A 24,574-nucleotide genomic window follows, 5' to 3' on the forward strand; every position below is an offset into this window, starting at 1 on the left:
ATGGCCCGTTTCACATCACGTGCACGTTCAACGCAGTCGATGCCAGACCGTGACAACCGCAGGCCAGGCGATGACCTTGCAGCACCACGGGAATGCCATTCATGCGCCTGCGCGGATGCCCTTCAATGAAAGCGAACACCCCCTGGTGTAATGGGCAGGTTGCCTTGTCTCCTAACACTGCGGGTGTCTTGCCATTGAGCCGATGAGTGTCCGAAAGCTGGCAGGACACGACCACCCCGCCGCTGCTGGTCGAGTCGCCGAGGCAGATGGGATGAGTCATGGTCTTGGCCCCGGCATGCGGAAGACGAAGGGATCGACGCCGTGGGTTTGCTGGTTTTTCGCTTTGCGGGCGGCGTCCGGTGGGCGGACCATTTGTACGGTGACGCTGTCGTCATCGCCCGCGCAAACCACCGCACTGACGCCGCCAGCTTTGTAGCTGGCAATGGTGGCGAGGTTGATTTCGACCAGGGCGCTGCTGACGCCAGTGTTGCCCAGGCGCCGGCCGATATCGTAGCCCTCTGCGACGTTGCTTAATTCGACGCCATGCCCGTCGGTGTTGAGGCCGTGGAGCGCGTTGGTCAGCGCGATTTCGCCTTGGGAGTTGTCGGTGCTGTCGTAGAAAACCCGTATGGGTTTTTCGCCTTCGGGCAGGGTCTCCAAGGCCTGCTGCCAGCCTGCCTGGAGAGCCTTGGCCTGAAGCGCCGGCTTGAGCAACTTGGCGGTTTCGTCACGCATGGACACTTTGATCGGGCGGTGCAGATAACCAAGGATCGGAGCCTTGTCGAACTCTTTGACTTGATGATCGGCCCAGCGCACTGGCAACCACGGGGAAGGCTCGAAGTAGCCAGGGCCGTGGTTGCTGAGGGTTTTCCAGAGATCGGGGAGCTGGGAATGCCAGTACGCCGAGGACATGGTGCTTGGAGCCCTCGGTCTTTTCACCCCTTTTGCCCGCTGTTCATTTTCATACCAATCGATGAACGCTCGATCACGATCCCAGTAAAACGCCCAACACTTACCGAAGTCAGTCTGCTTGTTCAGATTGTCTTCCGAGTCCTGTGTCGCGAAGGGTCGGACGAATCGATCTATCCGATTCGAACGCGAGACCAGAATACCTGCGACGCTTTCGAACACCTTTGGTACAACCTGAACATTCTGTAAACCAGGGGTACCTGGCTGTCGATAGATGTCACGAGGAACATCCCCATCCCTACTCACCAGCAGTGCCTGTGGAACCTGTGGGTTATCGTCAAAAAATCCGAAGAGGCGCTCGATCATCGCTTGTGCGTGAGGGGTGTTTTCGTCGTCCTGCCAGAGAAACTGCGTAACGCCCAAGGTGGCAGCATTTCGACCAGAATTGATCAAACCTGCGGCTTTGAAACCCGTGTCGAAAGGATCCGGTGGCCCAAGTGCAAATACCGGGATCGGCCAATAGGCCACCGAGTCGCCAGCAGAGTGCGTAAAGGCAGCTCGGACGGCCAGCCGGCTGGCGTTGGTTCTGGAGGTTACCGAGGCACTGTAGTCTTCGGGAGACTGCGAATAAATCGAGGAAAAATTGTCGGATTTTTTCTCTATTTCTCGCCACACCGATGATTGATACCAGCCTTTTACGGCAAGCCCCACTCCTCGTATTTCCAGTGAATAAGTACGCTCGTTGGTAGCGATTTGCTCGAGTCGTCCAGCCATGGCTGCAGATCGGTACGTTGCAAGTTCTTCCTTTTCATCAGCGACGACTTTGCCAAACCAATGACCGCTGTAGACCAACACCAACACACCGATGACACCTGCGATGCCCCAGCGCAGAAGTTCACGCACCTCCTGTGACTTCAGATCTTCAATTGGGCTCGCATTAATTTTGTAAACTAACACCCCCATCCAGATTGCGATGAGGATGACTGTCCCCCACAAATAACCCTTCAGCTGAGGTCGCGAAGATCGCGCTTGTTGGCGAGCCCTCATTTCGCGTCTCCTTGTCTTACCGGGGGCTGGACAAACGCCGGGGGTGTCATCGACACACATTCATCCGAGGGAAATACTCCCTTGTCGTAGTAACGGTAACTGGCGTTTACCAACGACTGCGCCTCTGGGCTCAAGCGGGACCAACCCCGTGAACCACTGACCTGATCGAATCGAACTTCATCCAACTTCCAATCCGCAATCGCCACCAACACTTCGCGCATATCAGGATCATCCAGACACTTCGCCTGCCCGATCGCGACATCCATCGCCGTCACCCAGCGATGATTCTCCGGGCTGCGCAGCACCGCCGAGTGATAACTGTTTTCACTCCATTCCCCGGTGTCGACTTCCATGCGCGCACGGATCTCGTTGGGGGTTTCCTCACGCTCGTAGCGGTAGTGATCCGGGGTACCGAGCAGCTCAATCCCGGACACCGCGCTTCGGCGGAAAGCCTGGGTCTGGTCGTCCGGCTCTTTGCCCTTGTTCCAGCGCTCGCGCACGACTTGCACATCGAGCCGGTCCTGGAGGGTTTGCACGAATTTCCATTTGAAGGCGGCGCTGGGATTAGCCAACGCGGTGTTTTTCGACACGGCATCGGGGCGGTCCATCCCGGACTTTTGCGCGGATCCGCTCAGCGCTTCGCCACCGAACATCTGCGGCGCGTGAGGGGGGTGCAGTTGTTCGGCGTTGATGTTGCGCTGCTGGCCTTCCTGGATCGGAGCCCGCGTAACGATCGCGGTGGCCGACCATCCGCCGGGATAACGCGGCTCCCCCTTGGCTCGCAGGTATTCCTGTTGCGCCGCCTTGCCCACCAGAACCGGTTGGCCATCGCGCAGGCGCTTGGTCCACAGGCGCTGGTAAAAACCCATCGACTGCAAAACATTCATGGCTGGCGCGCCATTGGGCAACTTGTCAGGCACGCCGTAGGTGCCAATGCCTTGCACATTATCCAGCGCCACGGTGGTGTCGTCGGGGCAGAAGTACAGATAGACCTTGCCGCGATTGTCGCGCTCGGGGAATACCACGGTTTTACTGTCCCCACTTAAACGCCGGCCTTGCTCAGGTGACCAACGCGGACCGGAGCGCCCCCCGTATCCCGGCACACCACAGCGCACGGCAGCAAGTGAGGGCTGAGGATGCGGTGCATGAGTGATCTGTTGCACGATATCAATCAGGACTTGCAGCGTATTCGAGTGCTTTGGCGTCGTGCCTGGCAACACTGAATAAGGCGAGTCCACCATGATGACGCAGTCAGCGCAGCGCTTTCCCCGATCAGCCAGCATCGCTTGCGCCAGCAGGGTGATCAGCGTGCCCTGGCTGTGCCCCATGATGGTGACGGTTTCATCGGGAGACACGCGGCGGATTTCACTGACCAGCATCGCCAGGCGGGTGGCCGCCAAAACAAAATATCGCCGATGCGGCCCCTTGCCCATGTACAGCGAGTTGGGCAATCCCAGTTGAGCCACGTAGCGCACCTTGGCGGCGAATCCAGCCGCGTACATCTCCTGCAAATTGTTGGTGGCATTGGCGAAAAAACCACCGCCCTTGGCAAAGTGACGGTCCAGGCGGTTATGAAATTTGTCCTGGAACTGATTGCGCAGCCTGGCCGGATCACCCCTTTCGTCCCGCTGGATTTCCGCTGGCTCGGCGCGGTATCCCCAATAAAACGGGATCATCAAGCTACGCGTTCCGGGGTTTGTCGTGTCGCGCTGGTAAAGGTAGGTATCTGGATCATCCAGCACGGTCATGTGCTCATCTTCGAGCTGCTCGCGCGGCAAGGCTTGCGCCTTACTGTAATCAGCCCCGTACCGCCCTGCCCTGAGATCCGGTCGATCCAGCCGCTCGTTCAGCCCCTGACACAAACCCGTCTCTACCGACTCGTATGCCCCTCCAGGATCGTTGACTCCGTGCAGGAAAATCACCACCCCAGGCAAATCCCCAGGTACTTCCAGCTTGCGCTCGGTCGTGCAGTTGGGAATCAACCGGGTCGCCGCCCGCGCTACGGTATGAACACTTGAGTCGGTCATTTGCCGTCTCCTGCAGTTCCGGCTTTGCGGGTGGCCTTCACCTGTGCGCGATGCATCACCTCCCGCTCGACCCGCTCGGTCAAACCCAGCGCATCCGTCAGGCCTTGCACCACGCTGCCATCCCCCACCTCGATCTGGTACCCGTGGTCTGCCGCCATTCTCGGGCGGTCGGCGGTGTGGCCTGGGTAGTGAAACGCCAGGCGTTGCGCTGCCGGATCGCGGCTGAAGGACGGGATGGCAACGCTGTCGGTTTTCGCGCCGAGCCAGTCGTGGTCACTGGCGTGCACCAGGACTTTGTCCTGCGTACCCATCTCGATGCCGCCACCGATCTTGATGTAGCTGCCGTCATCGGCCACCAGGCGGATAGTCGACGCAGTAATCACCACTTCGCCTTCAGTGGCCGACAACTGCAGGTTCTTTTGTGCATTGAGCGCGATGTCATCTTCCTGGGCTTGGACGAGCACCTTGCCGCGGTTGGCGATGGCGCTGATACCGCCTTCCTGGGCAAAAGCGCTGATGCCTTTTCCCGCGTTGAGGTGCATGGTCGCGCCGCTGGTCAACTGCAGGTGATCCTGGGCTGTGGTGTCGTGATTTTCGCCGGCGTAGTGCACTTGTGAACGAGGGGTGGCGCTGGTGATGCCCGCTTTGGCTGCCACGGCCAACACGGGATCGCCCGCGCTGGCGCTGTCGGGTGCAGGCCATTTAGCCATCGACTGACGTAATGCTTCGATGCCCTGGCTATCAATCTGCCGGCTGCCACGGGCGGCGGCGGTCTGGCCCAGCGACTGGAACAACTCACCACACTCGGCCAGCAGCTTCAACAGTTCTTCGCGGTCCAGCTGCGCGCCCCGGGCATCGTGGCGCGCGTAGGTAGTCAACAACATGCCCTGTGCCGCTCGCAGGGCAATGGCGGCGTCGGTACGCAGCTCGGCCCCATTGCCACGGGCCTGGGCCCGCCCATCGGTTCTGGGAGTGGTGAGTCTGCCGAGGTTCAGCGCGGTGGCGTGGTGGGTCGTGCTCATGCGCACGCGCAACGCACCGGGGCTGTCGTCAAACAGCAGCTCATTGAAGCCGTTACCCTGGTGTTCCCGGCTCCGTATCCCCGACAACGTCCGATTACCCGGTAAACCTGCCGCGTTACTGAAGTGCGGGGGGCAATGATCGGCGTTGTACAGCACGGAGGTAACCAGCGGGCGATCAATGTCACCGCCCAAAAAGGTCACCAGCACTTCCTGGCCGATGCGCGGTAAAAACTGATGGCCAAACCCGCGACCGGCACTGGGCATGGCGACCCGTAGCCACGTGGTGCATTGCACGGGGTCCTGGCGGCGTTGCCAATGGAAGCGCACCTGCACTCGTGCCTGCTCATCAGTGAAAACCTCTTCTCCTTCGGGACCGGTCACGATGGCGGTGAGCGGGCCGGCAATGGTCGGGCGAGGAATGGTGATCGGCGCGCGATAGGCGATCTTGTGGCGGATGCAGACGAAGTGGTTGCGGTACTGCGCCGGTTCCTGCGACAAGTAATTGTTGCTGCCACTGTGTTCGATTGCCAGCAACAGGAACTGTCGATCGGTTGGGCTATCACGGTCATGAGCAAAATGCCCGTTCAGTTCAAAGGTTTGCCCGGGCAGCATCGCCCGACAGTTGCTGGCACCCTGAAACGTCTTGGCTTGCACTTCCAGGGCTTCAAGTCGATGCCGAATCAACGCCTCGCCACCCTCGGGCAGTGAGTGACTGTAATGACCGGGAAAATCGTAGATTTCGTAAGCTGGGACCTCACCCTGTTCATTCAGGCTTGGCATGCTGACCTGGAGTGGATTGCGCGGCTGCCGATAGTCAAAAGTCTGGAGGGTCATGCCGCCCGATTGCAGGACTCGGTTACTGCTCCATTGAGTAATCGAGTCGGCAGTCTCGGTGACGGAAGCACTGTGGTAACGGATCTGCGGTTGCTGCGCGAGCGGCGTCAGGTCCCGGGAATGGTCGGTGATGACCAGCTGATGCCCGCTCTGCGAGTGATCGAAGTAAAAAAACCACCCCTCGCGCTCCATCAGGCGCAAGACGAAATCGAGGTCACTCTCGCGATATTGAGTGATGTAGCTGTGGGGCTCGAGCGGGTGCTGCAGGCGAAACACAAAGTTGGGCAGCGCGCCATAAGCCGCAAAAACCTGGCGCATGACGTCTTCTATCGTCTGCTCTTGAAATATCCGCGAATCAAAACGTCGCGAGAGCATCCACAACCAGGGACTTAGTGTTGCTGAGTAATGCGCGAGCCCGCCGTCACTGCGTTGCAGGCTGAAACGACTGATGCAGCCGTGAATGTAGCGAGATCCACCGCTGGCCAGCTCAATGTCCACCAAAGCCGGCTGGCCGATGAGGGCCTTGAGCTGAAGATGCGCATCCTGACTGATCAGCGCCAGTTCAAAGCTGAACAACGTGGACAACCCCTCATTGCCCGAATAACGCTCCAACAGTAACTCTTGCGCGCCGTCAGTAGCCGATGTGAATTTGATCAGACGGCGATTCTGCGGCGAAAATATTGTTGTAAGTTCCATTAGCAAGTTTCCTGCGGCCTGGGCTTTGGGTGCTTGATTTGTTGTATTTGCTTGGAAACACAAGCACGCAAATTAAGACGCCAGGCGAAACAGGATGTATGTAGGACGCTTCCTTTTTTACAGTAGAGAAATGGAATTAATGCTAATACTCAATCGATGCGAGCAAAACGCTCGATCTGAGGCTGCTCGCGATGTTCGGCCTGCCATAAGTCGTAGCTGGTCTGCATCGATAGCCAGGTGTGAGCCTTGCTGATACCGGCACGTTCCAAGCGCACAGCCAGATCGGGGCTGATCGGCGCATGACCGTGCAGTATTCTGGAAAACGTTTCCCGGGCATACCCGAGCCGTCGAGCCATTTCAGTGATGGTGATTCCCAAGCCGGGAACCACGTCCTCAAGCAAAATTTCCCCAGGATGAGGAGGATTGTGCATACCCATTCAGGTGCCTCTGCTCAGTGGTAGTCGCTAACGATCATGGGACGGGCGCGACGTAATACATCACGCACTGCAATGGCGGAGTGAAGGATTTTTGTTCGAGATTCATGGCGTCACTCTCTTAGGTAGTCAAACCAAAGAAACTAGAGACACGGGTTCCGAGCGACAACCCTAAAAACCTGTAGGACCCCTCCTAAGCACACGTCAGTCGCGAGATCACAGGCAACAAAAAACCCGCCGACCAAACTGGCCCAGCGGGTTTTTTGTCTTAGCAGACAGAGATCAATAATCCTCCAGCCGCCACACCTCGTATGCAGGTGTCTCATACGGGTGACTGAGTTTCAGCGCGGCCACCACGGCCACGATCAGCTCATCCGCCACGACCAGCTCGACCTTCCATTCCTCGACCTGCTCGACCTGGCCAACTTCGCCAATGAACGGCTGACTGCCGTCCAGCGGGCGGAACTGGCCCTGGCCGAGGACTTGCCACGAACAGTGGTCATAGGCGCCTATTCGACCGCCACCGGCAGCGAACACCGCACTCTTGACCCCATCGACGTGACTGGCCGGAACGAAAAAGGCGAGCTTGAGCATCAGGCTTAGTTCACCCACACGCGAGCGTTGCGGAACATGCGCATCCACGGTGCGTCTTCGTTCCAGTCTTCCGACCGCCACGAGTTCTGCACGGCGCGGAATACCCGCTCCGGGTGCGGCATCATGATGGTCACGCGACCGTCACGACTGGTCAGCCCGGTGATACCGCGCGGCGAACCGTTCGGGTTGGCTGGATACTTCTCGGTGACCTTGCCGTGGTTGTCGACGAAACGCATCGCTACGCAGCCCGACAGATCAGCTTCCAGCAACGCCTCTTCACTGGCGAACTCGGCATGGCCTTCACCGTGGGCGATGGCGATCGGCATGCGCGAACCGGCCATGCCCTGCAGGAAGATCGAGTTCGACTCCTGGACCTGAACCATCGCCACGCGCGCTTCGAACTGCTCGGAGCGGTTACGCACGAAGTGCGGCCAGAACTCGCTGCCCGGGATCAGCTCGTGCAGGTTGGACATCATCTGACAACCGTTGCACACGCCGAGGGTGAAGCTGTCGTTACGCTCAAAGAACCCTTGGAATGCATCGCGAGCACGGCTGTTGAACAGCGCGGACTTGGCCCAACCTTCGCCGGCACCAAGAACGTCGCCGTAGGAGAAACCGCCGCAAGCGACCAGACCTTTGAACTCGTTCAGGTCGACACGGCCGGCCAGAATGTCGCTCATGTGCACGTCAATCGCGTTGAAACCGGCACGGTCGAAAGCAGCAGCCATTTCCACCTGGCCGTTGACGCCCTGCTCACGCAGTACGGCAACCTGTGGGCGGATGTTTTTCTTGATGTAAGGCGCGGCGACGTCCTGGTTGACGTCGAAGCTCAGCTTGACGCTCAGGCCCGGGTTGTCTTCTTCCAGCAGCACGTCGAACTCTTGTTCGGCGCAGTCGGCGTTATCACGCAGGCGCTGGATCTGGTAGCTGGTCTCGGCCCACTGCCGTTGCAGCAGACGACGCTGACCTTCGAACACGGTTTCGCCGTTGAAGGTGATGTTGATCTGGCCGTTGTTCATCGGCTGACCGATCACCGACACGCACTCGCCCAAGCCGGCAGCGCTGAACTGCGCGAGGATGTCCGGAGTGGCGTCCTGGCGCACCTGGATCACCGCGCCCAGTTCTTCGTTGAACAGGATCGCGGCGATGTCGGCGGAAGTTTCTGCCAGGCCGTCGAGGTTCAGGCTCAGGCCGCAGTGGCCGGCGAAGGCCATTTCCACCACGCTGGTCAGCAGACCACCGTCGGAACGGTCGTGGTAAGCCAGCAGGTGACCATCGGCATTGAGGCCCTGGATCACCGCAAAGAAGGCTTTCAGGTCTTCGGCATCATCGACGTCCGGCGCTTGCGAACCGAGCTTGCCGTGAACCTGGGCCAGGATCGAGGCGCCCATGCGGTTCTGGCCACGGCCCAAGTCGATCAGGATCAGGTCGGTAGTGCCCTTGTCCATGCGCAGTTCCGGGGTCAGTGTCTGACGGATGTCAGCCACTGGCGCGAAACCGGTCACGATCAGCGACATCGGCGAAGTGACAGTCTTGTCGACGCCTTCGTCGTTCCAGCGAGTGGCCATGGACATCGAGTCCTTGCCCACCGGAATGGTGATGCCCAGGTCCGGACACAGTTCCATGCCGACCGCTTTCACGGTGTCGTACAGACGTGCGTCTTCACCCGGGTGACCGGCAGCGGACATCCAGTTCGCCGACAGCTTGATGTCGGAGATCTTGTTGATGCGCGAAGCGGCGATGTTGGTCAGGGTTTCGCCGATAGCCATGCGGCCCGACGCCGGAGCGTCCAGCAGAGCCAGCGGAGTACGCTCGCCCATGGCCATGGCTTCACCGGTGTAGACGTCGAAGCTGGTGGCGGTGACGGCAACGTCGGCCACCGGAACCTGCCACGGGCCAACCATCTGGTCACGGGCCACGAGGCCGGTGATGGTACGGTCGCCGATGGTGATCAGGAAGCTTTTGCTGGCGACGGCCGGGTGATGCAGAACGCGCTCGACGCAGTCGGCAATCTCCAGGGTCGACGGATCGAAGTCGTCGCCCAGTTCGTTCTCGCGAACGGCCGAACGGTGCATGCGCGGGGCTTTGCCCAGCAGCACTTCCAGCGGCATGTCCACAGGGCTGTTGCCGAAGTGGCTGTCGGTAACGGTCAGCTGCGGCTCGGCAGTGGCTTCGCCAACCACGGCGAACGGGCAACGCTCACGTTCGCAGATCGCCTGGAAGCGTTCAAAGTCCGCCGGGCCGACCGCCAGAACGTAGCGTTCCTGGGATTCGTTACTCCAGATTTCGTGCGGGGCCATGCCCGGCTCGTCGTTTGGAATGTTGCGCAGTTCGAAGCGGCCACCGCGGTTGCCATCGTTGACCAGTTCCGGGAAGGCGTTGGACAGGCCGCCCGCGCCGACGTCGTGGATGAAGCTGATCGGGTTTTTGTCGCCCAGTTGCCAGCAACGGTCGATGACTTCCTGGCAGCGGCGTTCCATTTCCGGGTTTTCGCGTTGTACCGAAGCGAAGTCCAGGTCGGCCGAGCTGGTGCCGGTGGCCATGGAGGAAGCAGCGCCGCCGCCCAGGCCGATCAGCATTGCCGGGCCGCCGAGCACGATCAGCTTGGAGCCGACGGTGATCTCGCCTTTCTGTACGTGTTCGGCACGGATGTTACCCATGCCGCCGGCCAGCATGATCGGTTTGTGGTAACCGCGAACTTCGTCGCCACGTGGGGTGGTGATCGACTGTTCGAAGGTACGGAAGTAACCGGTCAGGGCTGGACGACCAAATTCGTTGTTGAACGCGGCGCCACCCAGTGGGCCTTCGATCATGATGTCCAGCGCGGTAACGATGCGCTCAGGTTTGCCGTACGGCACTTCCCACGGCTGTTCGAAGCCCGGGATCTGCAGGTTCGATACGGTGAAACCGGTCAGGCCAGCCTTTGGCTTGGCGCCACGACCGGTTGCGCCTTCGTCGCGAATCTCGCCACCGGAACCGGTGGATGCACCCGGGAACGGGGCAATCGCGGTCGGGTGGTTGTGGGTCTCGACCTTCATCAGGATGTGCACCGGTTCCTGCACCGCGCCGTACTGGCGGGTTTCAGGGTCCGGGAAGAAACGGCCGGCGACGTTACCGACGATCACCGAAGCGTTGTCCTTATAAGCGGACAGAACGCCTTCGCTGTGCATCTGGTAGGTGTTCTTGATCATGCCGAACAGGCTTTTTTCCTGGCTCTGACCGTCGATGTCCCAGCTGGCGTTGAAGATCTTGTGGCGGCAGTGCTCGGAGTTGGCCTGGGCGAACATCATCAGTTCGATGTCGTGCGGGTTGCGCTTCAAGCCGACGAAGGCGTTGACCAGGTAGTCGATCTCGTCTTCAGCCAGGGCCAGGCCCAGCTCGGTGTTGGCTTTTTCCAGCGCGGCGCGGCCGCCACCCAACACGTCGATCGCGGTCAGGGGCTTGGGTTCAGCGTGGCTGAACAGACCTGCGGCCTGCTCCAGGTTCGCCAGCACGATCTGGGTCATGCGGTCGTGCAAGGCGTCCGAGATCAGCTGCGCTTCGGCTTCGCTGAACTGGCCGGCGACATAGAAGGCGATACCGCGTTCAAGACGCTGGATCTTGCCCAGGCCGCAGTTGCGAGCGATGTCGCTGGCTTTGCTGGACCATGGCGAGATGGTGCCGAAACGCGGCAACACCAGGAACAGACGACCGGTCGGCTCCTGGACTGGAACACTTGGGCCGTACTTCAGAAGGCGCGCGAGCACCTGCTGTTCGTCGCCGGTCAGGACGCCGGTAACTTCGGCGAAGTGAGCGAATTCAGCATACAAGCCACTGACAGCCGGAACTTTCTGGCTCAGTTGCTCAAGGAGTTTGCTGTGGCGAAAGGCAGAAAGGGCAGGAGCGCCGCGCAGGATCAACATCTTCGGGACAGCCTCGGGAAGGGGTGTGCTTTGAGGCCGTGCATTCTAGCCTAAACCGCCCGCGACAGCACCCGAAACGGTATGCACGGGCGTACCCGAACGTCGGGCCGGGGATTCGGGGCAGGAACGGGAGGCCTGCGGCGGATATTTTTTCCATCGAGAAGTGTCGTAAAGGCCCGTTCCTGCGGGTTTTGTGGGGATTTTTACTGCTCTAGCAGACTGGCCCTGTGCTGTCGAGATATGGCGCTCGTGGTCCTTTGCGTATACTGCGCAGATGTTTTCCCCAACGGCTTTGCGTCCGCGGTACGCCAAATGGCTGATCGCAACCGGACTCTTCCTGATGCTCGGTGGTTGTGTTGATAAACCCAACACACTCGAGCGAGTAAAGGAGGATGGCGTGCTGCGGGTGGTTACCCGAAACAGCCCCGCCACCTACTTTCAGGATCGCAGCGGTGAAACCGGCTTTGAATATGAGCTGGTGAAGCGTTTCGCCGACGATCTGGGGGTCGAGCTGAAAATCGAGACCGCCGACAACCTGGACGACCTTTTCAATCAGGTGGGCAAGCCCAACGGCCCTGTGCTGGCTGCTGCCGGACTGGTCAGCAGCGAGCAACGCAAAACGCAGGTACGGTTTTCCCACTCCTACCTGGAAGTCACCCCGCAAGTCATCTATCGCAATGGCCAGTCACGGCCGACCGACGCGGGAGACCTGGTTGGCAAGAAAATCATGGTGCTCAAGGGCAGCACCCATGCCGAGCAGCTGGCAGAGCTGAAAAAGAAATTTCCGCGCATCGAGTACGAAGAGTCCGACGCGGTTGAAGTCGTAGACCTGTTGCGCATGGTCGACGAAGGCCAGATCGACCTGACCCTGGTCGACTCAAACGAAGTGGCGATGAACCAGGTCTACTTTCCCAACGTGCGGGTTGCCTTTGACCTCGGTGATGCCAGCAACCAGAGCTGGGCCGTGGCGGCAGGCGAAGACAACAGCCTGCTCAACGAGATCAACGACTACCTCGACAAGGTCAAGAAGAACGGCACCCTGCAGCGATTGAAGGACCGCTACTACGGCCACGTCGATGTGCTCGGCTACATGGGCGCCACCACCTTCGCCCAGCATCTGCAGCAACGCCTGCCCAAGTACGAACAGCACTTCAAGAATTACGCCAAGAAAGAAAAGGTCGACTGGCGCCTGCTGGCGGCAGTGGGTTACCAGGAATCCCTCTGGCAAGCAGCCGTGACGTCCAAGACCGGCGTGCGTGGCCTGATGATGCTGACGCAGAACACTGCGCAGGCGATGGGCGTCTCCAATCGCCTGGACCCCAAGCAAAGCATCATGGGCGGCGCCAAGTACCTGGCCTATATGAAGGATCAGTTGGACGATTCGATCAAGGAGCCCGACCGCACCTGGTTTGCCCTTGCGGCCTATAACGTCGGCAGCGGTCACCTGGATGACGCGCGCAAACTGACCGCCAAGGAAGGGCTGAACCCGAACAAGTGGCTGGATGTGAAGAAGATCCTGCCGCGCCTGTCGCAGAAACAGTGGTACAGCAAGACCCGCTATGGTTATGCGCGAGGCGGTGAACCGGTGCATTTTGTCGCCAACATCCGCCGCTACTATGACATCCTGACCTGGGTGACCCAGCCGCAGCTTGAAGGCGACCAGGTGGCTGAAGGCAATCTGCATGTGCCGGGGATCGACAAGTCCAAGCCGAACCAGGAAACCCCGCAGCTTTAGGTTTCTGCCCCCTTTAAAGACGCCATCGCGGGCAAGCCTTGCTCCCACAAGTCAGTGTCTACCTGTGGGAGCAAGGCTTGCCCGCGATGGCAGCGCCTCGGTTTCAGCCCTTCAACGCAGCAGCCAGAATCAGCGCCTTCATCTCGGAGACAGCCGACTTGAACCCCACAAACAACGCATGCGCCACCAGCGCATGGCCGATGTTCAGTTCATTGATGCCCTTGATCGCCGCCACCGCCTCCACGTTGTGGTAGTGCAGACCGTGGCCGGCATTGACGATCAGCCCCTGGGCCAGGCCAAACGCCACACCATCGGCTACCCGCTTGAGCTCTTCCGCCACGTCGGCGGGAGTTTCTGCATCGGCATAACGCCCCGTGTGCAGCTCGATCGCCGGCGCTCCCACTCGACGGGAGGCCTCAATCTGGCGCTCGTCTGCATCGATGAACAATGACACTTCGCAGCCGATTTTCGCCAGGCGCTCCACCGCAGCCTTGATCCGTGCCTCCTGCCCCGCCACATCCAGGCCGCCCTCGGTGGTCAGTTCCTGGCGGGTTTCCGGCACCAGGCAAATATGCGCAGGGCGAATGCGCTCGGCGAACACCATCATCTCTTCGGTCACACCCATCTCGAAGTTCATGCGGGTCTGCAGCACATCCTTGAGCAGCAGCACGTCGCGCTCCTGGATGTGGCGACGGTCTTCACGCAGGTGCACGGTGATGCCGTCAGCGCCTGCCTCTTCCGCGTCCAGTGCGGCCTTGACCGGATCCGGATAACGCGTGCCCCGAGCCTGGCGCAGGGTGGCTACGTGGTCGATGTTCACGCCGAGAAGAATGCGATTGCTGGTGGTCACGGAAGCGCTCCTGAAGAGGGAAAAGTTCGGTGCACAGCATACGGGGTGATCAGGGCTTGCGAAATAGCTCGCGACTGACCAGGGGCCGACCGCCCAAATGAACCGCCAATGCCTGGCGCATCAGGCGCTTGGCGGCGGACAGCGCTCCAGGTGCCGACCAGTCGGCGTCGGCCATGGCCAGCAGTTCGGTCCCGTTGAACAGGCCAGGCTGCAGTAGATAGACCCGCTCCAGCCCCGCGTCCACCTGCAGGCGGTAGAGCCCGTCGGCCGCCACCGGCTCGCCGTGGATATCGCTGTTCAGCGCAAAGCCGTAGCCCAGATCATCCAGCAAGCGCCACTCGAAGGAGCGCAGCAATGGCTCCAGCGGACGACCTTCGGCCAGCGCCAGCAAGGTTGCTGCGTAGTGATCGAACACTCCAGGCAAGGGGTCTTCGGCGGGAAGCAGGCGAATCAGCAATTCATTGAGGTAGAGGCCACTGAACAGCGCCTCGCCGTTGAGCCAGGTGGAAACCCCCGAAGCTTCCATGCGTCCGACGTTCTTCAGCTCGCCCCGCCCGCGAAACTCAACTTCCAGCGGCACAAACGGCCTGGCCAAGGTCCCAGCCTTGCCCCGCGCACTGCGCAACACTGCCCGTAGCCGACCTTGCGGCGTGAGGAAGTCCACCAACGCGCTGCTTTCGCGGTAGGCGCGGGAGTGGAGCACGAAGGCGGGTTGGAGGATGGGCTGGGACATGAAGTACTCAATGACGGAACGCTGTTTTACAAACGACCCAAAACCAAATGTGGGAGCGGGCTTGCTCGCGAAAGTGGTGTAACAGTCAACATCAAGGCTGAATGTTACATCCTATTCGCGAGCAAGCCCGCTCCCACAGGGGTCCACCGATGTATCTGGAACCGGGTTAGAGGTCGCCGTAACCCAGCGAACGCAGCGCGCGCTCGTCATCGGACCAGCCACCTTTCACTTTCACCCAGAGATTGAGCATGATCTTGGAGTCGAACAGCAGCTCCATGTCCTTGCGCGCCTCGGTGCCGATACGCTTGATGCGCTCGCCCTTGTCGCCAATGATGATTTTCTTCTGGCCGTCACGCTCGACGAGGATCAAGGCATGGATGTGCAGGGTCTTGCCCTGCTGCTTGAACTCTTCGATTTCGACGGTGATCTGGTACGGCAGCTCTGCACCCATCTGGCGCATGATCTTTTCGCGTACCAGTTCGGCGGCGAGGAAGCGGCTGCTGCGGTCGGTGATCTGGTCTTCCGGAAAGAAGTGATCGTTTTCCGGCAGGTAACCGGCAATCACCCGCTCCAGCGCTTCGAGGTTGTGCCCGTGCTGGGCCGAGATCGGCATGATCTGCGCGTTCGGCAGCTGCTCCTGCAACCAGCTCAGGTGCGGCATCAGCTCGGCTTTGTCTTCGATGCGATCAGTCTTGTTCAGCGCCACGATCAGCGGGCCGGTGACGTACTGCACGCGCTCCAGAACCATCTGGTCTTCATCGGTCCACTTGGTGCGGTCGACCACGAAGATCACCACGTCGACGTCTTTCAACGCAGCCGAAGCAGTCTTGTTCATGTAGCGGTTCAAGGCTTTCTCGCCACCCTTGTGCATACCCGGGGTGTCGACGTAGATCGCCTGCACGGCGCCTTCGGTCTTGATGCCCAGCATGTTGTGACGGGTGGTTTGCGGCTTGCGCGAAGTGATCGCGAGCTTCTGCCCGAGAATGTGGTTCAGCAGCGTGGACTTGCCCACGTTGGGACGGCCGACGATGGCAACATAGCCACAGCGTGTTGCGGTTGAATCAGTCATTGCCATTCTCCACACCCAGGGCAATCAGTGCTGCGGCGGCCGCTACCTGTTCGGCAATACGGCGACTCACACCCTGACCTCGGCTTTTTTCATTCAGTAAGGTGATTTCACATTCGACGAAGAACGTCCGGCAATGCGGCTCACCCTGGATATCCACCACTTCGTAACGCGGCAGCTCACACCCACGCGATTGCAGGAATTCCTGCAGGCGGGTTTTTGGATCTTTGTTGGTATCGACCAACGTCAGGCCTTCGAACTCACCGGCCAGCCAGGCCAGCACGCGCTCGCGCGCCATGTCCATGCCAGCATCCAGGTAAATAGCACCGATGAGCGCTTCAAGGGCATCGGCCAGAATCGACTCGCGACGAAAGCCGCCGCTCTTCAACTCACCGGAGCCCAGGCGCAGGTACTCACCCAGGTCAAAACCGCGGGCCAGTACTGCCAGGGTCTCACCTTTCACCAGGCGTGCGCGCAAACGCGACAACTGGCCTTCGCGAGCCAACGGGAAACGATCGAACAGCGCCTCGCCCGCCACGAAGTTGAGGATGGCATCACCGAGGAATTCCAGGCGCTCGTTGTTGCGCCCGGCAAAGCTGCGGTGAGTCAGGGCCAGGACCATCAGTTCCTGGTCCTTGAAGGTGTAGCCGAGCTGACGCTCTAGACGGCTTAAGGAAACGCTCACGGTGTACCCACGCTGAGTTCGTGGCTGGATTCCACCGCCAGCGCCGGGGTGCGGCGCAGGCTTGGGACAATTAACGCTGTGTTCAAAAATTACGTCCTGAATATCATTGTTTTCATGCCTCTGGAGCCGATTGTAGCGGCTCCAGAAATGCATTCGGCGCTGTGTTCAACAGCGCCGTGTGTGATTACTTGATCAGGCCAACCCGCGAGAAATTCGGCAGGTGACTGAGTTTGGGTTCCGGCCAGCTCATCCAGACCGCGAAGGCCTTGCCGACGATGTTCTTGTCGGGGACCATGCCCAGCAGGTCTTTGGGAATGGCTGGATCATCCCAGTAGCGACTGTCGTTGGAGTTGTCGCGGTTGTCGCCCATCATGAAGTAGTGCCCGGCAGGCACGGTCCACGAACGGTCCGGCGTTGCGCGGTAGCGGCTCATTTCCTTGCGGATCAGGTGCTCGGCGACGCCGAGTTTTTCCTTGTAGAGCTCGGCGCTGCCCAGGGTGCCCGGCTCGGAACCGACCAACTGCTCGGCGACCGACTCGCCATTGACGAACAGCCGCTTGTCGGCGGTATAGCGGATCTGGTCGCCCGGCAAGCCCACTACACGCTTGATGTAGTTGACGTTCGGGTCGCTCGGATAACGGAACACCATCACGTCGCCGCGTTGCGGGTCACCAATTTCGATGACCTTCTTGTCGATCACCGGCAAGCGGATTCCGTAGGAGAATTTGCTCACCAGAATGAAATCGCCAACGTCCAGGGTTGGCTTCATCGAGCCGGATGGGATCTGGAACGGTTCCACCAGGAACGAACGCAGCACCAGCACGATGAACAACACCGGGAAGAACGACTTGCCGTATTCGACCAGCAGCGGCTCTTTGTTCAGTTTTTCCACCACCATCCCGTCAGGCTGGCTGACGCTGCCCTGATAGGAGGCAATGGCAGCACGCCGACGCGGCGCGAGGAAAACCAGATCGAGCAACGCCAACAGGCCGCAGACGAACACGGCGATGACCAGCAACAGCGGGAAATTTAGTGACATAGGACCTAACTATCCAACCTGAGCACTGCAAGGAAGGCTTCTTGTGGAATTTCCACGTTACCGACTTGCTTCATGCGTTTCTTACCGGCCTTTTGCTTTTCCAGCAGTTTTTTCTTACGGCTAACGTCACCGCCGTAGCATTTGGCCAATACGTTCTTTCTGAGTGCCTTGACGGAGGTCCGCGCAATAATCTGCCCGCCAATGGCGGCCTGGATTGCGACGTCGAACATCTGACGTGGAATCAGTTCTTTCATCTTCTCGGTCAACTGGCGACCTTTGTAGTGCGCGTTATCCTTGTGCACGATCAGCGCCAGGGCGTCGACCTTGTCACCGTTGATCAGCACATCCAGTTTCACCAGATTAGCTGACTGATAACGATCGAAATGGTAATCCAGCGAAGCATAGCCGCGGCTGGTGGACTTCAGACGGTCGAAGAAGTCCAGGACCACTTCGTTCATCGGCAGATCGTAAGTCACCTGGACCTGGGTGCCGAGGAACAACATGTCGTGCTGTACGCCACGCTTCTCGATGCACAGGGTAATGACGTTGCCCAGGTGCTCTTGCGGTACAAGAATGTTGGCCCGCACGATCGGCTCGCGCATGTCTTCGATGGAAGACAGGTCTGGAAGCTTCGACGGGTTATCGACGTAAATCGTTTCACCGGTTTTCAGCAGCAGCTCGAAAATTACCGTCGGCGCCGTGGTGATCAGGTCCAGGTCATACTCGCGCTCCAAGCGCTCCTGGATGATTTCCATGTGCAGCATGCCGAGAAATCCGCAACGGAAGCCGAAGCCCAGGGCGTCGGAACTCTCGGGGGTGTACTGCAGCGACGAGTCGTTGAGCGTGAGCTTTTGCAGGGCTTCACGGAAGTCTTCGAAGTCGTCGGAGCTGACCGGGAACAGGCCAGCGTAAACCTGCGGCTGAATGCGTTTAAAGCCTGGCAGCACGTCGACGTCCGGCGTGGAGCTCAAGGTCAGGGTGTCACCCACCGGGGCACCGTGAATGTCCTTGATGCCGGCGATGATGAAGCCTACTTCACCGGCCTTGAGGTCAGTGGTAGCAGTGTGTTTCGGGTTGAATACACCGACGCTGTCCACCAGGTGGATCTTGCCGGTGGACTTGACGAGGATCTTGTCGCCCTTCTTCACACGGCCGTGGCGCACGCGCACCAGGGACACAACGCCCAGGTAATTGTCGAACCAGGAGTCGATGATCAACGCTTGCAGCGGATCTTCGTAGTTGCCGGTCGGCGCAGGAATGGTGTGCACCAGGCGCTCGAGGACTTCATCGACGCCCAGGCCGGTCTTGGCGCTGCACTCGACGGCATCAGTGGCATCGATGCCGATGATCTTCTCGATTTCTTCCTTCACGCGATCCGGATCGGCCTGAGGCAGGTCGATCTTGTTCAGCACGGGCATGACTTCCAGGCCCTGCTCGATAGCGGTGTAGCAGTTGGCAACCGACTGCGCCTCTACGCCCTGACCGGCGTCGACCACCAGCAAAGCACCTTCACAGGCCGCCAGCGACCGGCTGACTTCATAAGTGAAGTCAACGTGGCCCGGGGTGTCGATGAAGTTCAGCTGGTACTTGATGCCATCGCGAGCGGTGTAATACAGAGTGACGCTGTGGGCCTTGATGGTGATCCCGCGTTCACGCTCCAGGTCCATGGAGTCCAGCACCTGGGCTTCCATTTCGCGCTCGGCAAGGCCGCCGCACATCTGGATGAATCGATCAGCCAGCGTCGACTTGCCATGGTCAATGTGGGCGATGATGGAGAAATTGCGGATATGACTCAAATCACTCACGGATCAACACTCAAAAAGGCTGCAGGCATAGCCCGCCGAAAAATAGCCGGGAATTGTACCTGATCCACGGCGCAAGCGTCACCTGCGCAGGTCGGACGGCACTTACAAAAACGCCCCGGTCTCACGACAAGGGCGTTTTTAAAGGCTTCACTGCGGCGCAATTACCTGCAATCAACCGGCCCGGCGCAACAACCAGACCCCGGCCAGGGCGCACACGCTGGCGGGCACCAGAACCGCAAACAGTGGCGAGAAACCGAACACCAGGCTCGATGGCCCCAGCAAATCCTGGACGATACGGAAGGTGAAACCCACCAGCACCCCGGTGAATACCCGCTGCCCCAAGGTTACCGAGCGCAGCGGACCAAAGATGAAGGAGATGGCCATCAGCACCAGTGCCGCGGTGACCAGTGGCTGCAACACCTTGACCCAAAATGCCAGCCAGTAACGACCGTTATTCAGCCCCTGGTCAGCCAGGTAGTGGATATAACCCCACAAACCGCTGATCGACAGCGACTCGGGCGCCATGACCACGGTGCTCAGAAGCTGCGGGCTGAGGGCAATCTCCCAGCGCTCAACCGGCGCCGTGACCACTTCGGTACTCTTTTCATGGAAAACCGTGGTGGTGACATCGCTCAGTTGCCAGTGATCCTTGTCGAACTCCGCACGCTTGGCGAAGCTGGCCGACAACATATGCCGCTCTTTATCGAAGTGGTAGCGAGTCACGCCGTACAGCAAGCCGTTAGGCTGCACCGAGTTGACGTGAATGAACTCGTCACCCTGACGATGCCACAAGCCATGGCGGGCACTTTGCGCATCGCCGCTGCCCTGGGCCAGCGATCGGTTCGCCTGGGCAGTGCTTTCGGTGGCCGGCGCTACGTACTCGCCGATCAGCACACCAACGACCATCAGCACCAGCATGGGCTTCATGACCGCCCAGACGATCCGGCCAATCGATACGCCGGCGGCACGCATGATGGTCAGTTCGCTGTTGCTGGCCAGGCTGCCCAGGCCGATCAGGCAGCCGATCAGGGCCGCCATCGGCAACATGTCGTACAGACGACGAGGCGCCGTCAGCAGCACGTAGCTGAGTACATCCAGCAGGGTGTAGGTGTCGCTCGCGTCGCCCATCTCGTCGATGAAGGCAAACAGCGTCGCCAACCCGAGGATGATGCCCAGTACCGCCAGGATGGCCATGAATACGCTGCTACCAATGTAGCGATCGAGCTTAACCACGGGCCACCTCCAGCGTGCTGCGGCGACTCGCCATCTTCAAGCGCATGGGCTCCCAGTAGAGCAAGCCCAGGCCAATCGCGAGGAAGATTCCGTGCACCCACCACAAGCCCAGGGCCATCGGGATCTTGCCTTTTTCGAGGGCGCCGCGAGCAGCAATCAGGATGGTCAGGTAGGCCATATAAAGAAGAATCGCTGGCAACAGCTTGAGGAAACGCCCCTGGCGCGGGTTGACTCGCGACAGCGGCACCGCCATCAGCGTGACGATGAAGACCAGCAACGGCAGGGAAATGCGCCATTGCAACTCGGTGCGCGAGCGCACGTCATCGCTGCCGAGCAAGCTGCTGGTCGGCATCGCGTCACGGTCGGTGACTTCATCGCTGACATCCGGTTTAGGCAGCAGCACGCCGTACTCGTCGTACTTGATCGCCCGATAGTCGGCCTGGCCCGGCTTGCCGTCATAGCGGTAGCCATTGTCGAGAATCAGGTAGCGGTTGCCGTCAGGGCGGATTTCCTGGCGGCCTTTCTCGGCCACCAGTACGGAAATCCCGCGGTCCTTCTGGTCGGTACTGGTGTTCTTCTGGGAGATAAACACACCACCCAGGTTGATGCGATCGTCCGACAGCGTTTCGGTGTAGGTCACCCGCGTGCCATCACGCAGGGCCTGGAAGCGGCCCGGTTCAAGGGTGTCGAATTCAGTCAGGGCGTCTTGCTTGTTCAGCAGCAACTGGAACTGGTTGGCCCCTTGTGGCGCCAGGCTCAGGCTCAGCCATGCCACCACCAATGCCACCAGGGTCGCCGGAAACAGGGTCATGGCGAACAGACGTTGCTGGCTCATGCCGGTGGCCGACAGCACGGTCATTTCGCTTTCGAGATACAGGCGGCCGTAGGCCAGCAAAATGCCGAGGAACAGGCCCAGTGGCAGGATCAGTTGCAGGAAGCCTGGCAGGCGAAACCCCATGATCAGGAACAGGGAGCCAGGATCGAGCAGGCCCGCGGCGGCCTGGGCGAGGTATTTGATGAAGCGTCCGCTCATGATGATGACCAGCAGCACGGCACTGACGGCGCTCAAGGTCAACAGGACTTCGCGGGATAGGTAACGGAAGACAATCAAACCAGACACTCCAGGGTTGTCAGGCGAAGGCGGCCAAACAAGCAAACATAGCAGGCGGACCGCAAGGCAGGGCCGCCAAAAAAGATGGCGCATTATCCTGTGATTGCATGCGCCTGTCACTGCGCGCGTTTTCTGTGTGGGGGCGAGCCTGCTCGCGATGGTCGTGAGCGATAACGCGGGGTATCTGACAGCCCGCGTCGGTCTCTGGTTCATCGCGAGCGAGCCCGCTCCCGCATGGAGCGTCGAAACCATGAAGATCGTGAGACCGAGGGTTGTCAGGCGCGACCAGCGAGGTTCAAACTGCGGCCTTTGTCGCAAGCCTGCCTTGCGTATTTCTATTTATAGGCAAGTTCAGACACTTGCCTGATGACCATCGATTCAGGGGCCCCAACATGGAACTGGTTGTAAAGAGCGTTAATCCGGAAACGTTGAAGACCGCCACGCTGGTGGTTGCCGTCGGCGAAGGCCGCAAGCTGGGTGCCGTGGCCAGCCAGCTCGACACACTGAGCGGCGGCGCGATCAGCGCAGTGCTCAAGCGTGGCGACCTCGCCGGCAAAGTTGGCCAGAGCCTGGTGCTGCACAGCCTGCCTAACCTCAAGGCCGAGCGGGTGTTGCTGGTCGGCATCGGCAAGGACGAAGAGCTCGGCGACCGCCCGTTCCGCAAAATCATTGCCGGCATCCTCAATACCCTCAAGGGCCTGAACGGCAGCGATGCCGTGCTGGCCATGGACGAAGTGGTCATCAAGGGTCGTGACAGCTACGGCAAGACCCGCCTGCTGGCGGAAACCCTGGTGGACGGCGGATATACGTTCGACCAATTCAAAAGCCAGAAAGCCGAGCCGCGTGCCCTGAAGAAAATCACCCTGGTGACCATCAAGGCCGCCCAGGCTGAAGTCGAGCGCGCAGTGGCCCACGCTACGGCGATCGCCAACGGCATGGCGTTTACCCGCAATCTGGGTAACCTGCCGCCGAACATCTGCCACCCGACTTTCCTGGGCGAGCAGGCCAAGAGCCTGGGCAAGGAATTCAAGAGCCTGAAAGTCGAAGTGCTCGATGAGAAGAAGATCAAGGATCTGGGCATGGGCTCGTTCTACGCCGTAGGTCAGGGCAGCGCCCAGCCTCCGCGCCTGATCGTCATGCAATACAACGGCGGCAAGAAGTCCGAGAAGCCGTTCGCCCTGGTCGGCAAAGGCATCACTTTTGACACCGGCGGCATCAGCCTCAAGCCGGGCGCCGGCATGGACGAAATGAAGTACGACATGGGCGGTGCCGCGAGCGTCTTCGGCACCCTGCGCGCCGTACTCGAACTGAAACTGCCGATCAACCTGGTGTGCATCCTGGCCTGCGCCGAGAACATGCCAAGCGGCAACGCTGCGCGCCCAGGCGACATCGTCACCACCATGAGCGGCCAGACCGTGGAAATCCTCAACACCGACGCCGAAGGCCGTCTGGTGCTGTGCGACGCCCTCACCTACTCCGAGCGCTTCAAGCCACAAGCCGTGATCGACATCGCGACCCTGACCGGCGCTTGCGTCGTCGCGCTGGGCTCCCACACGTCTGGTCTGCTGGGTAACAACGACGAGCTGATCGGCCAACTGCTGAGCGCTGGCAAGGCTGCTGACGACCGCGCCTGGCAACTGCCGCTGTTCGATGAGTATCAGGAACAGCTGGACAGCCCGTTCGCCGACATCGCCAACATCGGCGGCCCGAAAGCCGGCACCATCACCGCCGCCTGCTTCCTGTCGCGCTTCACCAAGAACCTCAACTGGGCGCACCTGGATATCGCGGGCACCGCCTGGACCAGCGGCGGCAAGGACAAGGGCGCCACTGGCCGCCCTGTGCCCCTGTTGACCCAGTACCTGCTGGACCGCGCCAAAGCCTGAAACCGATGACCTGTGGCGACGGCGCTTGCGAGCGCCGCCGCCACTGGCTCAGGAACCCCCATGACCAAAGTCGATTTTTATATCCTGCCCAGCGCCGATCCGTCGGCGCGGCTGGATTTCGCCTGCAAGCTCACCGAAAAAGCCTGGCGCATGGGTCATCGCATCTACCTGCATTGCAGCGATGCGAGCCAGCGCGACGATCTCGACGCGCGCCTGTGGGCGTTCAAGGGCGAGAGTTTCGTGCCCCACGGCCCTGCCGAAAGCGAGCCGCAGAGCCTGATTGCGCTGGGTCTGGGTGACGACTGCGGTGAACATCAGGATCTTCTGGTCAATCTCGACCTGAAAGTACCGGCCTTTGCCAACAAATTTGCCCGTGTGGCGGAAGTGGTGGTGGAAGATCCGGTGATTCGCCAGGCCGCACGGGAGAGTTTCCGTTTCTATCGTGAACAGGGCTATCCTTTGCAAGACCACCGTTTACAGCGACTCTGAGTATTCCGATGGACACTCCAAAACAGCAACAGTCCGCGCACCTGCTGGACGACCTCGAGTCGATCCGCCAACTGCTCGGCGATGACAACCTGCAACCACCGTTGTTGACCGACACGGTCGAAGAAGATGACCAGGAACAGATTCCCATGCTGTTCGAGGCTGCTGGCAACCCGCCTGCTGCCAGCGAACCACCGCCTGCCGCCCCTGCCGCCCCTGCCGAAGATAAAGGTCCGGACGCCTTGCTGCATCTGGACGGCGAACTGCGCGCCGCGGCGATGCTGATCATGCAGGACGTGATCGACGACTTTGCGCCGCACATCGAAACCGAAATCAAACGCCGCCTGGCGGCGCGGATGGAACGGTTGCTCAGCCAGTACGAGTAAACGCATCATCCCTGTGTAGGAGCTGCCGGAGGCTGCGATCTTTTGATCTTGATCTTTCAACGATGCCTGCAAGATCAAAAGATCGCAGCCTTCGGCA

General features: G+C 60.1%; 19 protein-coding genes. 4 read left to right on the forward strand and 15 right to left on the reverse strand.

All coding sequences use genetic code 11. The features are described 5' to 3' along the window. Positions 1–10 precede the first annotated feature (10 nt). From ORL50_RS17250 to purL, 7 genes are all read right to left on the reverse strand, one after another. The gene (locus tag ORL50_RS17250; protein WP_266016682.1) at positions 11–280 is read right to left on the reverse strand and encodes a PAAR domain-containing protein; all 270 of its coding nucleotides are present in this window, start codon (positions 278–280) and stop codon (positions 11–13) included. Next, positions 277–1,956 carry a type VI lipase adapter Tla3 domain-containing protein gene (locus ORL50_RS17255; protein WP_266016684.1) on the reverse strand — a complete coding sequence of 560 codons (1,680 nt, stop codon included), beginning with the start codon at positions 1,954–1,956 and terminating at the stop codon, positions 277–279. Before ORL50_RS17255 ends, ORL50_RS17250 begins: the two co-directional genes overlap by 4 nt. After that, the gene (locus tag ORL50_RS17260; protein WP_266016685.1) at positions 1,953–3,983 is read right to left on the reverse strand and encodes a T6SS effector phospholipase Tle3 domain-containing protein; all 2,031 of its coding nucleotides are present in this window, start codon (positions 3,981–3,983) and stop codon (positions 1,953–1,955) included. The genes ORL50_RS17255 and ORL50_RS17260 overlap by 4 nt, the downstream gene beginning before the upstream one ends. Next, the gene (locus ORL50_RS17265) at positions 3,980–6,541 is read right to left on the reverse strand and encodes a type VI secretion system Vgr family protein (RefSeq protein ID WP_266016688.1); all 2,562 of its coding nucleotides are present in this window, start codon (positions 6,539–6,541) and stop codon (positions 3,980–3,982) included. The genes ORL50_RS17260 and ORL50_RS17265 overlap by 4 nt, the downstream gene beginning before the upstream one ends. Positions 6,542–6,684: 143 nt before the next feature. Further along, positions 6,685–6,972 carry a HigA family addiction module antitoxin gene (locus ORL50_RS17270; protein ID WP_266016689.1) on the reverse strand — a complete coding sequence of 96 codons (288 nt, stop codon included), beginning with the start codon at positions 6,970–6,972 and terminating at the stop codon, positions 6,685–6,687. A gap of 279 nt (positions 6,973–7,251) precedes the next feature. Then, positions 7,252–7,563 carry a YqfO family protein gene (locus ORL50_RS17275; RefSeq protein ID WP_266016722.1) on the reverse strand — a complete coding sequence of 104 codons (312 nt, stop codon included), beginning with the start codon at positions 7,561–7,563 and terminating at the stop codon, positions 7,252–7,254. A 5-nt stretch (positions 7,564–7,568) separates the two neighbouring features. Next, positions 7,569–11,465, reverse strand: coding sequence for a phosphoribosylformylglycinamidine synthase (gene purL, locus ORL50_RS17280; protein WP_266016691.1), 3,897 nt, complete (start codon positions 11,463–11,465; stop codon positions 7,569–7,571). A gap of 274 nt (positions 11,466–11,739) precedes the next feature. Between purL and mltF the strand changes: the two genes are divergently transcribed. After that, entirely contained in the window at positions 11,740–13,200 is a 1,461-nt protein-coding gene (gene mltF / locus ORL50_RS17285; protein WP_266016693.1) for a membrane-bound lytic murein transglycosylase MltF, read from the forward strand. Positions 13,201–13,303: 103 nt separating this feature from the next. On the opposite strand, the gene pdxJ is transcribed toward mltF, so the two are convergent. The 8 genes from pdxJ to lptF all read right to left on the reverse strand — a co-directional run bounded on the left by pdxJ (position 13,304) and on the right by lptF (position 21,722). Next, the gene (gene pdxJ / locus ORL50_RS17290; RefSeq protein WP_266016695.1) at positions 13,304–14,050 is read right to left on the reverse strand and encodes a pyridoxine 5'-phosphate synthase; all 747 of its coding nucleotides are present in this window, start codon (positions 14,048–14,050) and stop codon (positions 13,304–13,306) included. A gap of 49 nt (positions 14,051–14,099) precedes the next feature. Next, a complete protein-coding gene (gene recO, locus ORL50_RS17295; RefSeq protein WP_266016697.1) occupies positions 14,100–14,783 on the reverse strand; it encodes a DNA repair protein RecO in 684 nt (227 codons plus the stop codon). 166 nt (positions 14,784–14,949) lie between these two features. Then, a complete protein-coding gene (gene era / locus ORL50_RS17300; protein WP_059403406.1) occupies positions 14,950–15,852 on the reverse strand; it encodes a GTPase Era in 903 nt (300 codons plus the stop codon). Beyond that, positions 15,845–16,534, reverse strand: a complete 690-nt coding sequence (gene rnc / locus ORL50_RS17305) for a ribonuclease III (protein ID WP_010463056.1) — start codon at positions 16,532–16,534, stop codon at positions 15,845–15,847. Before rnc ends, era begins: the two co-directional genes overlap by 8 nt. Positions 16,535–16,718: 184 nt before the next feature. Continuing rightward, entirely contained in the window at positions 16,719–17,573 is an 855-nt protein-coding gene (lepB, locus tag ORL50_RS17310) for a signal peptidase I (protein WP_266016704.1), read from the reverse strand. Positions 17,574–17,578: 5 nt separating this feature from the next. Further along, positions 17,579–19,378 (reverse strand): translation elongation factor 4, encoded by a 1,800-nt coding sequence (lepA, locus tag ORL50_RS17315; protein WP_247292143.1) that lies wholly within the window; start codon positions 19,376–19,378, stop codon positions 17,579–17,581. Between the two features lie 171 nt (positions 19,379–19,549). Beyond that, positions 19,550–20,611: an LPS export ABC transporter permease LptG gene (gene lptG, locus ORL50_RS17320; RefSeq protein ID WP_266016707.1), complete on the reverse strand. Its 1,062-nt coding sequence runs from the start codon at positions 20,609–20,611 to the stop codon at positions 19,550–19,552. Next, complete coding sequence (lptF, locus tag ORL50_RS17325; protein ID WP_266016708.1) at positions 20,604–21,722, reverse strand: LPS export ABC transporter permease LptF; 1,119 nt, start codon at positions 21,720–21,722, stop codon at positions 20,604–20,606. Before lptF ends, lptG begins: the two co-directional genes overlap by 8 nt. Positions 21,723–22,114: 392 nt before the next feature. On the opposite strand from lptF, the gene ORL50_RS17330 reads away from it, so the two are divergent. From ORL50_RS17330 to ORL50_RS17340, 3 genes are read left to right on the forward strand one after another with little or no spacing between them, the layout of a single operon-like run. Beyond that, complete coding sequence (locus tag ORL50_RS17330; RefSeq protein ID WP_266016710.1) at positions 22,115–23,605, forward strand: leucyl aminopeptidase; 1,491 nt, start codon at positions 22,115–22,117, stop codon at positions 23,603–23,605. A 60-nt stretch (positions 23,606–23,665) separates the two neighbouring features. Further along, on the forward strand, positions 23,666–24,094 hold the full coding sequence (locus ORL50_RS17335) for a DNA polymerase III subunit chi (protein ID WP_266016712.1): 429 nt from the start codon (positions 23,666–23,668) through the stop codon (positions 24,092–24,094). Between the two features lie 8 nt (positions 24,095–24,102). Next, the gene (locus tag ORL50_RS17340) at positions 24,103–24,477 is read left to right on the forward strand and encodes a DNA polymerase III subunit chi (RefSeq protein ID WP_266016714.1); all 375 of its coding nucleotides are present in this window, start codon (positions 24,103–24,105) and stop codon (positions 24,475–24,477) included. Positions 24,478–24,574: the final 97 nt, after the last annotated feature.

Source organism: Pseudomonas sp. RIT-562, assembly GCF_026241895.1.
Classification (GTDB): Bacteria; Pseudomonadota; Gammaproteobacteria; order Pseudomonadales; family Pseudomonadaceae; genus Aquipseudomonas; species Aquipseudomonas mandelii_F.

Excerpts from the sequence above, each read along its gene's own strand:
- ORL50_RS17250 (WP_266016682.1), bottom strand. The coding sequence starts at position 280 with ATGACTCATCCCATCTGCCTCGGCGACTCGACCAGCAGCGGCGGGGTG.
- ORL50_RS17255 (WP_266016684.1), bottom strand. The coding sequence starts at position 1,956 with ATGAGGGCTCGCCAACAAGCGCGATCTTCGCGACCTCAGCTGAAGGGT.
- ORL50_RS17260 (WP_266016685.1), bottom strand. The coding sequence starts at position 3,983 with ATGACCGACTCAAGTGTTCATACCGTAGCGCGGGCGGCGACCCGGTTG.
- ORL50_RS17270 (WP_266016689.1), bottom strand. The coding sequence starts at position 6,972 with ATGGGTATGCACAATCCTCCTCATCCTGGGGAAATTTTGCTTGAGGAC.
- ORL50_RS17275 (WP_266016722.1), bottom strand. The coding sequence starts at position 7,563 with ATGCTCAAGCTCGCCTTTTTCGTTCCGGCCAGTCACGTCGATGGGGTC.
- purL (WP_266016691.1), bottom strand. The coding sequence starts at position 11,465 with ATGTTGATCCTGCGCGGCGCTCCTGCCCTTTCTGCCTTTCGCCACAGC.
- mltF (WP_266016693.1), top strand. The coding sequence starts at position 11,740 with ATGTTTTCCCCAACGGCTTTGCGTCCGCGGTACGCCAAATGGCTGATC.
- recO (WP_266016697.1), bottom strand. The coding sequence starts at position 14,783 with ATGTCCCAGCCCATCCTCCAACCCGCCTTCGTGCTCCACTCCCGCGCC.
- era (WP_059403406.1), bottom strand. The coding sequence starts at position 15,852 with ATGACTGATTCAACCGCAACACGCTGTGGCTATGTTGCCATCGTCGGC.
- lepB (WP_266016704.1), bottom strand. The coding sequence starts at position 17,573 with ATGTCACTAAATTTCCCGCTGTTGCTGGTCATCGCCGTGTTCGTCTGC.
- ORL50_RS17330 (WP_266016710.1), top strand. The coding sequence starts at position 22,115 with ATGGAACTGGTTGTAAAGAGCGTTAATCCGGAAACGTTGAAGACCGCC.
- ORL50_RS17335 (WP_266016712.1), top strand. The coding sequence starts at position 23,666 with ATGACCAAAGTCGATTTTTATATCCTGCCCAGCGCCGATCCGTCGGCG.
- ORL50_RS17340 (WP_266016714.1), top strand. The coding sequence starts at position 24,103 with ATGGACACTCCAAAACAGCAACAGTCCGCGCACCTGCTGGACGACCTC.